The 11428-nt window shown below is 26.1% G+C and carries 24 protein-coding genes; 23 read left to right on the forward strand and 1 reads right to left on the reverse strand.

Annotation, left to right across the window (positions count from 1 at the left end; all coding sequences use genetic code 11):
• Positions 1–174, forward strand: a complete 174-nt coding sequence (locus IC213_RS18500; RefSeq protein ID WP_176699525.1) for a hypothetical protein — start codon at positions 1–3, stop codon at positions 172–174.
• Here the strand turns inward: IC213_RS18500 and IC213_RS18505 are convergent.
• Positions 154–531, reverse strand: a complete 378-nt coding sequence (locus tag IC213_RS18505; protein ID WP_074438437.1) for a DUF2513 domain-containing protein — start codon at positions 529–531, stop codon at positions 154–156. The genes IC213_RS18500 and IC213_RS18505 overlap by 21 nt on opposite strands.
• Before the next feature lie 253 nt (positions 532–784).
• Between IC213_RS18505 and IC213_RS18510 the strand changes: the two genes are divergently transcribed.
• The 22 genes from IC213_RS18510 to IC213_RS18610 all read left to right on the forward strand — a co-directional run bounded on the left by IC213_RS18510 (position 785) and on the right by IC213_RS18610 (position 11294).
• On the forward strand, positions 785–1018 hold the full coding sequence (locus tag IC213_RS18510) for a hypothetical protein (protein WP_074438436.1): 234 nt from the start codon (positions 785–787) through the stop codon (positions 1016–1018).
• Positions 1019–1189: 171 nt separating this feature from the next.
• Positions 1190–1471 carry a hypothetical protein gene (locus tag IC213_RS18515; RefSeq protein ID WP_227863396.1) on the forward strand — a complete coding sequence of 94 codons (282 nt, stop codon included), beginning with the start codon at positions 1190–1192 and terminating at the stop codon, positions 1469–1471.
• A 149-nt stretch (positions 1472–1620) separates the two neighbouring features.
• Complete coding sequence (locus IC213_RS21405) at positions 1621–1809, forward strand: hypothetical protein (protein WP_413927312.1); 189 nt, start codon at positions 1621–1623, stop codon at positions 1807–1809.
• Positions 1810–1907: 98 nt separating this feature from the next.
• Positions 1908–2309 carry a DNA ligase gene (locus tag IC213_RS18525; protein WP_227436851.1) on the forward strand — a complete coding sequence of 134 codons (402 nt, stop codon included), beginning with the start codon at positions 1908–1910 and terminating at the stop codon, positions 2307–2309.
• Between the two features lie 96 nt (positions 2310–2405).
• A complete protein-coding gene (locus IC213_RS18530) occupies positions 2406–2909 on the forward strand; it encodes a hypothetical protein (protein ID WP_227436849.1) in 504 nt (167 codons plus the stop codon).
• Positions 2910–3009: 100 nt separating this feature from the next.
• Complete coding sequence (locus tag IC213_RS18535) at positions 3010–5190, forward strand: adenosylcobalamin-dependent ribonucleoside-diphosphate reductase (RefSeq protein WP_227863397.1); 2181 nt, start codon at positions 3010–3012, stop codon at positions 5188–5190.
• A 37-nt stretch (positions 5191–5227) separates the two neighbouring features.
• Entirely contained in the window at positions 5228–5590 is a 363-nt protein-coding gene (locus IC213_RS18540) for a hypothetical protein (RefSeq protein WP_021425059.1), read from the forward strand.
• Between the two features lie 12 nt (positions 5591–5602).
• Positions 5603–5734: a hypothetical protein gene (locus tag IC213_RS21090; protein ID WP_021425183.1), complete on the forward strand. Its 132-nt coding sequence runs from the start codon at positions 5603–5605 to the stop codon at positions 5732–5734.
• A 34-nt stretch (positions 5735–5768) separates the two neighbouring features.
• Positions 5769–6176: a hypothetical protein gene (locus IC213_RS18545; RefSeq protein WP_021381404.1), complete on the forward strand. Its 408-nt coding sequence runs from the start codon at positions 5769–5771 to the stop codon at positions 6174–6176.
• A gap of 20 nt (positions 6177–6196) precedes the next feature.
• A complete protein-coding gene (locus tag IC213_RS18550; RefSeq protein ID WP_227863398.1) occupies positions 6197–6796 on the forward strand; it encodes a hypothetical protein in 600 nt (199 codons plus the stop codon).
• Positions 6745–7014, forward strand: coding sequence for a hypothetical protein (locus IC213_RS18555; RefSeq protein ID WP_227863399.1), 270 nt, complete (start codon positions 6745–6747; stop codon positions 7012–7014). The genes IC213_RS18550 and IC213_RS18555 overlap by 52 nt, the downstream gene beginning before the upstream one ends.
• 77 nt (positions 7015–7091) lie before the next feature.
• Positions 7092–7523 (forward strand): hypothetical protein, encoded by a 432-nt coding sequence (locus IC213_RS18560; RefSeq protein ID WP_227863400.1) that lies wholly within the window; start codon positions 7092–7094, stop codon positions 7521–7523.
• Positions 7524–7533: 10 nt separating this feature from the next.
• Entirely contained in the window at positions 7534–8001 is a 468-nt protein-coding gene (locus IC213_RS18565) for a hypothetical protein (RefSeq protein ID WP_227863401.1), read from the forward strand.
• A gap of 35 nt (positions 8002–8036) precedes the next feature.
• The gene (locus tag IC213_RS18570) at positions 8037–8417 is read left to right on the forward strand and encodes an aminoacyl-tRNA hydrolase (protein ID WP_227863402.1); all 381 of its coding nucleotides are present in this window, start codon (positions 8037–8039) and stop codon (positions 8415–8417) included.
• A 15-nt stretch (positions 8418–8432) separates the two neighbouring features.
• Entirely contained in the window at positions 8433–8588 is a 156-nt protein-coding gene (locus IC213_RS18575; RefSeq protein ID WP_227863403.1) for a hypothetical protein, read from the forward strand.
• Between the two features lie 26 nt (positions 8589–8614).
• Positions 8615–8827, forward strand: coding sequence for a hypothetical protein (locus IC213_RS18580; RefSeq protein WP_227863404.1), 213 nt, complete (start codon positions 8615–8617; stop codon positions 8825–8827).
• Positions 8828–8844: 17 nt separating this feature from the next.
• Positions 8845–9015 carry a hypothetical protein gene (locus tag IC213_RS18585; RefSeq protein WP_227863405.1) on the forward strand — a complete coding sequence of 57 codons (171 nt, stop codon included), beginning with the start codon at positions 8845–8847 and terminating at the stop codon, positions 9013–9015.
• A 9-nt stretch (positions 9016–9024) separates the two neighbouring features.
• The gene (locus IC213_RS18590) at positions 9025–9270 is read left to right on the forward strand and encodes a hypothetical protein (protein ID WP_227863406.1); all 246 of its coding nucleotides are present in this window, start codon (positions 9025–9027) and stop codon (positions 9268–9270) included.
• A gap of 44 nt (positions 9271–9314) precedes the next feature.
• The gene (locus IC213_RS18595) at positions 9315–9467 is read left to right on the forward strand and encodes a hypothetical protein (protein ID WP_227863407.1); all 153 of its coding nucleotides are present in this window, start codon (positions 9315–9317) and stop codon (positions 9465–9467) included.
• Between the two features lie 26 nt (positions 9468–9493).
• On the forward strand, positions 9494–9934 hold the full coding sequence (locus IC213_RS18600; protein WP_227863408.1) for a DUF5662 family protein: 441 nt from the start codon (positions 9494–9496) through the stop codon (positions 9932–9934).
• A gap of 50 nt (positions 9935–9984) precedes the next feature.
• A complete protein-coding gene (locus IC213_RS18605; protein WP_227863409.1) occupies positions 9985–10143 on the forward strand; it encodes a hypothetical protein in 159 nt (52 codons plus the stop codon).
• An 11-nt stretch (positions 10144–10154) separates the two neighbouring features.
• Positions 10155–11294 (forward strand): hypothetical protein, encoded by a 1140-nt coding sequence (locus IC213_RS18610; protein WP_227863410.1) that lies wholly within the window; start codon positions 10155–10157, stop codon positions 11292–11294.
• Positions 11295–11428 lie beyond the last annotated feature (134 nt).

The following is an 11428-nucleotide window of genomic DNA, read 5'->3' on the forward strand; positions in this document are numbered from 1 at the left end:
ATGCATGATGTAAGAATAGAAACAAATCGAAATATAACAAAAGTTATAATTAATGGACATGATATAGGTGATATTATTGGATGTAAAATAATAAGTTCATTTGTTGAAAGTGGAATGAAAAATGAACTTACTATTAAACTATCTGTGAAAAATTTAGAAATTATTGCTAATTAGAGTAGTTATAACGTTAGATGCAATTTCAGTTAAAACATTAATAGATGTAGAACCAACTTTTGAAGCAACTTCTTTAGTTTTATTCCAATTTGTGTTTAAACGTATATTAGCTAAAAATTCATGACCTAAAGGTGTTAAATCATCAATAGTACAGTAAGCTGAAGTCCAAGAAACTCTGGTAAAAAAACCGTATAAGTTACATTGCCTTATATGATACGAAATCTCTTCATCGTTGTACCTTTGTAATAATTCATAGTTGTTTTCTTCTTTTCTGTTATAATACATAATTTGAGAGAAACTTGTATTTTCTTCTACAGTTAATAATAAATCTCTAATACAATCAGGATTTAATCTCATAATGTTACCACCTTTTAAATTAATTTGAAGTTCTTAAGTTAATTATATCAAATATATAGTTGAGGTATATAAATTTAAAATAAAAAGGTAGGTATAATTTAATGCAAGAGTATCAATTTAACTTACTGGAAAAGATTTGTACTTAAAGAAAAGTATACAAGAGATTTTTAGAATAATTGGAAAATGTGGTTGTAGTAATAAATGTAATAAGAAAAATTGTAAGATGCTAGAAAAACTATAAGGAGGTATGTGTGTGGAGAATAAAGTTGAATTAACACAGGAAGATATAAAAAACACTTTAGTTGCTTTAAATACTATTAAATATATTTGTACAAAGTCTAAACACTGTAAAAATTGCCCTATAGGATACATAAAGAGTATAGATGAACATGACTGTATGTTACATAAATTAGTAGAAAGTAATTTATTGCCAGTTGATTGGCATATAAAAGAAGTTTCAAGATTACTAGATACAACAGTTAACTAATAAAAAACTTAAAGGAGTGTTTAAAATGAAGGAAAAACCAGTAAGAATTAAAAAATGTGAATGTGGTGGAGATGTATATGAACTTAGTACAAAAATAGGTATTGTATATCAATGTGAAAATTGTGGAGAAATGTATAAATAAATCAATAAGATATTGGAGGGTCTGATGATATGAAAGTTTGGATAGATGCAGGAGAATTTTTAGAAAATACTGAGTGTAAAGGGCATATATCTGAATGCAATTTGAGTGAAATGAAAAATGTAAATAAACAAAGAGGTCAGGGAAGAAAAAAGAAAAAGATAGAATGCTTTAATATTAAAACTGGAGAAGTTAGAGTATGTTCTGGGGGAATAGAAGCAAGTGAATATTTAAATGTTAGCTTGAGTTATATTTCTCGTTTAGCTAAAGAAAAAAAGATGAATAGTTATGGATGGAAAGTGAGATATATTTAAGATGTTACAGATAGAATTATTGAATGTAAATCATCGAAATAATAAAAAAGATGAATTACATCTCAATAAATATGCCATACATTTAATTAGATTATTTTTAATGGGTATAGAAATTTTAGAGGGGAAAGGAATTAATACATATAGGGCAAATGATAAGGAGCTTTTTGCTGGCCATAAGAAATGGAAAATATACTTATGATGAGATATTTGAAATGGTAAATGAATTAGATAAAAAGTTTAAGTATGCAGAAAGAAATTCTTGTTTGCCTAATTCTCCAGATATGAATAAAGTAAATGAATTAGTAATGTATCTAAATAGCAAAGTATTAAGTATATAAATTATGATAAAAAAGCAATTAAAATACTAGTTTTAATATGATTTTACCTAGTAGAGTTAAAATAAAATAATAAAAATATCACATTAAGGAGGACTTTAATGTCAGAGCTTTTAAAAGTAAAAGAAATATTTGAAGCTTTAGCTGCTACATCTAGTAGAAAAGAAAAAGAAATAATATTAGAAGAAAATAAAAATAATAGAATGTTTGCTGAATGTTTACAATTCCTATTGGATTCAAATATTCAGACTGGAATATCTAAAAGTAAAATATTTAAAGAATTAAATAGCATCAGTTATAATGAATTAGATAATATATATGATATGATTGATTATTTGATTAATAATAACACTGGAAGGGATATAGATGTAAAGACGGTACAAGTATTTGCTAACAAAGATGAGGAATTAAAGTATTTCATATTTAGTTTAGCTACAAAAACAATTAAATTAGGTATAACATACAAAACCGTAGATAAGATAATGCCAGGTTTGATTATCTAATAAATTTATATTTTTTATAAAAAATTATTGAGAACATAGAAGGTATATGTTATAATATAAATATAAATAAAACAGAGAAGGTAAAAAGGTGATAATATGACTGATAAAATAATAGTTGCAAGTGTATTAGGAGAAGATATGATATTTAGAACGGAAATGAAAAAGTTAGAAAGAGGGGATGAGATAATAGTATCTGTAAATGGTAAAAAGGAACTGGCCATATTTATTAGATATATAGATAAGTGTGAAGAGTATATAGAAGATATAGCCTTTCAAAAAATAGATGAGACACTTTATGAAAATACAAAGGCTAAAGAGTCAGAAAGATTAAAAAAAGTATTCAAAGATAAATGTATGAAAAATTATAAACCTATTATTAATATGGAAGTAGATTATTATTTAAGAGAATGTGGTTTTAATTGTGAGGGTAGAAAATTTTTAAAAAATATAGATAATTCACAAATTTTAATTTATAGAGATTGCAATAAAGATATTTTAACTGTATCAAAAGGATTAACTTTAACTAAAACGGATATAACAAATAAGAATTTAATTACAATTATTAAAATAATAAATAATAGTTTATCAGTAGTTAGGTAGTAGAAATGAATTATAGTTTTAAGGGGGGAGAAAAATATTTTTAGGTGGGTTAGTACTTTAATGTATTATAAAATGATTTTCAAATAAAAGGAGCGATTTAATGATAAGTTGGGAAATGAATGAAATGCAAAATGCCATATGGAATAATAAATATAGAAATAATAATGAAACTTTTGATGAATGGCTTAATAGAGTATCCAATGGAAACAAAGAAACAAGAAGATTAGTACAAGAAAAAAAGTTTTTGTTTGGTGGCAGGATATTAGCTAATCGGGGATTGTATAAAGATGGTAGAAAGATAACTTACTCAAATTGTTATGTTTTGCCTACCAATGATTCTATTGAAGATATATATCAAACATGTAGTGATTTAGCTAGAACCTTTAGCTATGGAGGAGGAGTGGGAATTGATATCTCTAAGTTAAGACCTAGAGGAGCGAAAGTAAATAATTCAGCGAAGTCTACAACTGGTGCAGTTTCCTTTATGGATACATATTCTTTGGTCGCTGAGACAATAGGACAGAGTGGTCGTAGAGCAGCTCTTATGATATCACTTGATGTTAACCATCCAGATATTGAAGAATTTATAGATATTAAAACAGATTTAAACAAAATTACCAAAGCGAATATATCTGTAAAAATAACAGATGAATTTATGCAAAAAGCTACAGGAATAGATTCAAATCCAATGTATAATTGTTCTTTTACAAGAGAAGAAACTGGTGAAATTATAGTTGAAGAAATAAATGCTAAAGAACTATTCAATAAACTATGTGAGAATAATTGGAATTATGCAGAACCAGGAATTTTATTTTGGGACAAAATAAGAACATATAATTTATTGAGTGAGGATGACGAATTTGAATATGCAGGTGTAAATCCCTGCGCCGAGGAGCCGCTTCCAGCAGGTGGAAGTTGTCTTTTAGGTTCATTTAATTTAAGCGAATATGTTAAAGAGGATAAAACTTTTAATTATAATGATTTTAGAAAAGATATAAAAACAGTAGTAAAGGCAATGAATGATGTTTTAGATGAAGGCTTACCTTTACATCCATTAAAAATCCAAAGAGATACAGTTAGAGACTATAGACAAATAGGCATTGGAGTTATGGGAATAGCGGATATGCTTATAAAAATGAACGTGAGGTATGGTTCAGAAATGGCCGTTGAATTATGCAATGTGATAGGTAAATGTTTAGCAGATGAAACATTAAAACAATCAGCATTATTATCAAAAAAATATGGCACATATCCAAAATATAAACAATGTATTTTAAAATCAGAATTTATTCAGGAAAATGCATCTCATGAAACACTAGAATTAATCGAAAAATATGGTCTTAGAAATTCACAACTTTTAACAATAGCTCCTACTGGAAGCATATCAACTATGTTAGGAATATCTGGAGGAATAGAACCAATCTTTGCCTTTTCTTACACTAGAAAAACTGAAAGTTTACATGATAAAGAAAAATATTATAAAGTCTACACACCTATAGTTAAAAAATATATGAAAGAAAATAACATTGAAGATGAAAAAGCACTTCCTGATTACTTTGTAACAGCAACAATGCTAACTACAAGAGAACGTATTTTAATGCAGTCAGCATTCCAAAAACATATAGATGCAAGTATCTCTTCTACTGTAAATTTACCACATGAATCAACAATTGAACAAGTTAAAGAGTTGTATTTATTAGCATGGATTAATGGGCTAAAAGGATTGACAATATATAGAGCTGGCTGTAAACGTGGAGGAATTCTTACAACTAATGCTATAAACAACACACAAGAGCTTAAGAGAGGAGACTGGAAACCTGTATCAAATGATGCTGTTTTGTATAAGAAAGAGCTATATGTTGGATGTGGCAAATTAATTTTATTTATATCTTATTCCGAGACAGAAGAAGATATACAAGAGTTATATGTGACAAAGGCTGGTTCAGGTGGGTGTGAAAAACTTCTTGTGACTGCAACAATTGCAATGTCTGGAATGCTTAGACTTGGAGGAACTTTAGATAATATAGAAAAAGCTTTAAGGGGTGTTAATACTTGTCCTAGTTTTGCTACAAGTAGAGCAAAAGGAAATATATTAGACAGAGGAAATCATTGCGGTATTACTATTTTAAATGCTGTAAAAGATTTTCTTAAAGAAAAACAAGGAGAAAAAATAGAGGAATCTAAAGAATTTAATCCAAAATGTCCTGAGTGTGGGCTAGAGATTCAAATGATGGAAGGATGTATGACTTGTCCTAATTGTGGATGGAGTAAATGTAATTAAATTAAGAGGGATTACTCCCTCTTTGGAGGTGAGTTAAATGGAGTTTAGTGAACAAATTATAAAAATTTTAGATAATTTAAGTGATAAAGTTGGGATGACTATAGACTGGTCTAATACTAATGTAATTCCATATTTACAAACATTAACTACTAAATATATTAATTATGAGATAGCTACAAGTGTGTTTTGGATAATTATATGTGTAATTGGAGTAATTCTTGGTATTTTATTGATTTATATGGATTGGAAATATGATAACGGGTTTATAGTTCCTGGTTTGTGTATTACAATACTTTCTTTCTCTTGTATATTAATTCAATCAAAAGATGTAATAACTGCAAAGATATTTCCAGAAAAAATTGTAATTGATTACTTACTTGAAATAAAAAATAATATTTAGAGGATGATTGTTATGACCAAAAAAGAATTTACTACTAAATTTCTTAAAGAGCAGCAGAGAAGAATAAAGGTTTTATATTATGAAGTTGAAAATTTCAAGATGGATAGAAGGTTTAATGAGAGGAAAAAGTCTAGGAGACATTAAAATGTTTCTTTTAATATAAGGAGGAAGTAGCTATATGTATTTTGAAACGGACATTATAAAAAATAAGAATACTGTAAATAAAATAATAAAATATTGTGGTGGAAATACTGAAAAATTGAAAGATTGGCTAAAAGAAATAGAAAATAAAAGTATCAGTAGTTTAGAAGAATTAAAAGAATATCCATTAAAAAGAAATTATAAATTTGTATTTTCCAAAGAAGAAGCTCCTAATTTAGATAAGCTTATAAAAATGAAACTAAGAGATAATTATTTAGAAAAATGTGAGATTTGTAGTTTAGAAAATCTCTTAAGTATGCTAAATGATGAGATTTTAGATTTAAATAAAGAAGATATCTCTTATGAAGATAATATTGAATGGATTGAAAATTGTAAAGAAGAACTAATTAAATTAAAGGTAGGAAGTATTTGCATAGATTGGTAGAAAAATAAAGGAGTGATACTGTGAGATTTTGGTGTGAGAATTGTAATAAATACTTCAATGCGGAAGAAACATTACAGGAATATAATTATTTTTTAAATGAAGAGATACTTATATGCCCTACTTGTAAAAAAGATTTAATACCTATAGCTAGTAAAACGGAATTATCATTAGGCTTTGATAGTGATACAAACCAATTAGCTTATGTTGAATATGATTCTAGTGATTATAGTTTACTTAGAAAGGTAAATGCAGATATTGAAGATGTAGTAAAGCCCATAATACATTACATAAAAAGTTTAAATAAAAATAGTTTAGATTTAAATGGGATTACAATAACAATGAATGGTAATAGAGAAGGAAAAAGACTTGATGGATTAAATTATGAAGAAGGAGTGGTTATGGACAATTTGATAAATGCATGGAATGGATTTTGCAAATTAAAAAGACAGCATCCTTCTGAGCTAGGAGATTTTCAAAATGCTATACATCAAGCTCAACAAGTATTAGGGTTAAGAGTTTTAAGAAATGATTATCCAGAAGGTTGGAATAAAAAACTAAGGAGGAAGTTATGGAAAAATTATATAGATTTAGTTGGGATTGCGGAAGATGTGGAGATGTAGAAGGTATATTTATAGCAACAGAAGATGAAGTAGGTTCAGCGATGGATAAAGATGTTTATTTTGGAGAAATATTAGGTAAACACAGTGAGGTATATGGAGTATTAGAAGAACCTGATTTAGAAATTTTAGACGTATCAGATGCTACGGTACAAGAATTAAAGAAAGTGTTAGGGCGTAGTATAAGCGGATATAACCCATTAGAATATATAGAATATTAATTAAAACAACAGTTTTAACATGAATATAAAATTTAAAATGTAAAGAGGAGATGAATATAATTACCATTTTTAAGAAGTTGATAAAATCAGAAGATACAAAAAAAGTAAATGATAAAACAATAGAACCCTCAGAAAGAATTTTTAGGTATGAAATAAAAACTAAGGAAAATATATTGTACATTTGCTCGGAATTATTTGTTTATGAAGAAGATACTGGGAGATTATTCTTAAAAAAAACTGTATTGCTGTATAATAAAATATTTAAGAAAATTGTTAATGATTATATTTATAGATTTAGCCTTAAAGGAGGCAGATTTATTAGAATGTATGGACATTCAGAGGAATATATTATGATTTTAATAAAAAATAAAATAGCAGAGCAATATTCTAAAAATAGTAAGATTAAAGAAATGAGACAAAATAGTGAGGTTGAAAAAATGAGACAAGAAATGATAAAACTTGAAGAAAAAGGTAATATTGTTATAGATAGTCATAGTTTTAATAGGTGAGGTGGTACATGTGGGATTAGATTTAGGGTTTTATTCAGTAAAAACAAAAGTTACAAGTTTAGATACTTATTTAAATAAAACAAGAGGTGAGAAATATAAAGAGTTAAATAATGATGAAGAAGAGTTTTATAAATTTGAAGAATTATTAGATATTGATATAGCTTTAGAAGACTGGGCAATTATTCGTATGATATATAAAGCTAAATGGGAAAGGGGTTATGAAAGTTATGAAGATGAAGCCATACTTATTACAAAAGAAGATTTGGAAAAATATATAATCCCTTTTCTTAAACAAAAAGCTATAAATTCTAAAATATACAATAAGGATAAAGAGTATTGTTATAAAAATGATAAAAAAGTAACAGTTGATGATAGGTATACACAGGAGTTTTGGAATTTAGTATTAAAAGAATTTCAAAAAATGTTAAATATAATTGATTTTGAAAATCATAGTTTAGTTATTATGTATTGGTATTAAGAGAATGATTTTAATTTATTTGGAGGTTTATAATAATGAAAAAAATGTACATAGTGATTAATTCAGATTTAAATATGAGTCCAGGTAAAGTTGGAGCACAAGTCGCACATGCAGTTTACGATTATTTGTATAACAAAATATTAGATATTGTTTCTTGCTCTTATGAAACAGAAATAATAGTACATGAAATAATAGATTTAAAATATGATTTAATGTCATTTAAGAATAATGGAGATACAGTATGTATATTAAAAGCTAAAGAAGCTCAATTATTGAAATTTAGAGAGAAAGGATATTTAACTATAGTAGACAGAGGATTAACAGAAATTCCTAAAGATAGTATAACATGTGTTAATTTAGGAATATTTGATGATGACGATATATCATCTACAATTAAAAGGCTAAGATTATATTAAGGAGAAATATAATAAATGTATTCTAAAGGTGATGTAGTAAAAGTGTGGTGTTATCAATGTGAAAGGTTAGAATTTCAAGAATTTGTAGGATATTTTAATTCTTATTTTGATAATTATAAATTAAAGAAACGATGGAAATGTTCTAAATGTGGTGTTATCAATAATTTTTAAGAATTTAATTAATTGAGGAATTTATTATGAAATTTATAGAAGCTATAGAGAAATATGAAAAAATTAAAAAATCTAATTGGAAATATGGAAACTATGTATTAATTAATAAAGATGATTTTATACTTTTTGAAAAAAATAATAAGATGGTAGATTTTAAAATAAATAAAGAATTTTTGCTTAATGATACTTGGGAGGAATATATAGACGATATAAAAAAAATAAAGATTAAAAATATATAAAAGGGGATTGTAAAAATATGAAAATAAAAATATATACAAATAGTGATTATTATGAATTAGTACAAGATGTAAATCATGTCTTATCTATGTATAGAAATGATGATATTTTAGATATTAAATATTCTGGACTTGGAAGTTCAGCACCTTATAGTGTTAATGAATATAGTGTTATGATTATATTTAAATAGGAGGTAAATATGAAAGATTTAATGTATTTTCTATTTCATAGAGGTTGGATAATTGAAGAGTATAAAAATGATTCTACTAAGTTAATAGCAACATACAATAAAGATAAATTTATCTACCTTGAAATTGAGAAAGAATTAGGAGTGGCTAACTATTATAAGACTAAATGGATAGTTAATGAAGAAGTATATACTATTAGTTCAAATGGAAATGAAAAATTCATATTTAAAGAATTATTAAAATTAGGATTTAAATAATTTAGGAAAAGAGAGGTTGCTGTAATGGTATATAGAAAAACGATATGATATGTCCTAAATGTGGAAATAAAATGAAAGAATTAATGATATATGAGCATCATGTAAAATGTCTTAATTGTAATTATGAAGAAAAAGATATTTATGTAATTAATCAAGGAAAAAGTAAAATACAGATAAATAAATTCGGAGGTAAATAAAGTGGTTATAATTTATAAAAATTCAAATGGAGATACAAGAACTGCAAAAAAAAGATGTAAGTTTTAAAGAATTTCAAGAGGCGAATGATATGCATATACAAGATGTTAGAAATATTATGAATGAATTAGCTTTAAAATTAATGGTTGCTGGAGTTACACATGATTATACTAAAAAATCTGATGAAAAACTATTTTACAAAAACTTTCTATCAACTATAAATAATAATACAGATTTTGTTGGTGATGAATGGTATCAATTACATATAAAAAATGAAAGACATCATTTATTGTCAAGATGTCCAGAAGATGTTAATCTGATAGATATTTTAGAAATGATAACAGATTGTGTATGTGCTGGTATGGCTAGAAGTGGTGATATAAGACCAATTGAAATAGATAATAATATTTTAAATAAAGCTTTGGTAAATACTACTGAAATGATTAAAAATATGATAACTGTAAAATAAAAATAATAGATGAAGGGTTACTTAATAAAAATGAAATTATTATAGAAAATATGGGTAAGTTACTTAAATTATTAGGTGGTGAAGTACTTGAAGACATTTTAAAGGAAGAAAGTGAGATTTTATTGCCTATAGAAGATAATATTTTAAAAAAGAGAATAGGAAAGATTCTACCTAGATTAGTAAAAGACATAATAAAATCATGGTTTTAAATGATTATAAAATGTCAGTTTTAAAAGGAGTGATGATTATAGAAAATACAAAAATGTTATGGAAAGAAAAAAATAAATGGATATATAATGATGACTTCATAAAGTATCTTATAAAAAAATTTGAAAGTGGGTATAGTATAAATTCAATTTCTAAAAACTTAAAAATTAGCTATAAAGCATTAGAGAAAATAGTAAAAGAAAACAATATTAAATCACCTATATTAAAAAACAATTCTAATTTCAAATCTGTTTATCAAAGTTATGATTGGTGCTATCAGAAATATATGGTAGAAGGGCTGAATCATGATGAAATGGCAAAAGAAGCAAATGCAAGTAAAAGAGTGATTGAAAAGTGGTGTACAGAAAAACACAAACTAACTCAAAAATACAGACAAGAAAATAAACAACTCAATTGCATTCAAAAAGACATTGTAATAGGTTCTCTTTTAGGGGATGGACATATAGACAAAAGACTTGACCAACCAATATTTATCATATCTCATGCAGAAAATCAAAAAGATTACCTGTTTTGGAAATACAATATTATGAAAGATTTCTTTAATTCTCCTCCAAAATATTATCCTCAAAAAGAAAAATATTTTAAACAGAATGGTTATGTATGTCAGCCATTTTACAGGATATCTAGCCGCATACATAATCGTTTTATAAAATATAGAGAAATGAAAGTTGTAGAATTAATGAACAATTTAAATGAACTGTCATTCTCAATATGTATGTTAGATGATGGTTATAGAGGCGAAAGCAATTGGGATTTATGTGTAGCCGCATATTCATTAGAAGAAAAAGAATCTTTAATTAAAATTTTAAAACAAAACTTTAAAATTAATGGATATATAAAGAATTGTGATAATAGATATTTAGGATTTATGGCGGTCGATAGTAGAAAAATAGACAAAATAATTTTAAACAACCTTCCAAACAACCTCGATATTATAAAATATAAAATTCTTAATAAAAAGAGCAAGGCTGCAAACTATAGATATGTAAATTTAGAAAATGGAGGAAAAGTAGGGTTGTCTAATTTCTGTAGAAAAAACAACATATCTGTAAACAACGACAAAATCAAAGAATTATATGATAGTGGATTTAGAAGCGAAAAAATTCTAATTGAGAAATATAGAGAGGTGTAAATGAACAATTATACAATAACTCACATACATACAGATAGGTCTTCTGGTACAACTAATATAGATAGTGTAACAAAGCCAGAGCAATACATTTCTAAAATAGCAAATCTAGGTATGAAGTCTATAGCTTTTACAGA

This window comes from Clostridioides sp. ES-S-0049-02, assembly GCF_020658465.1.
Lineage (GTDB): Bacteria > Bacillota > Clostridia > Peptostreptococcales > Peptostreptococcaceae > Clostridioides.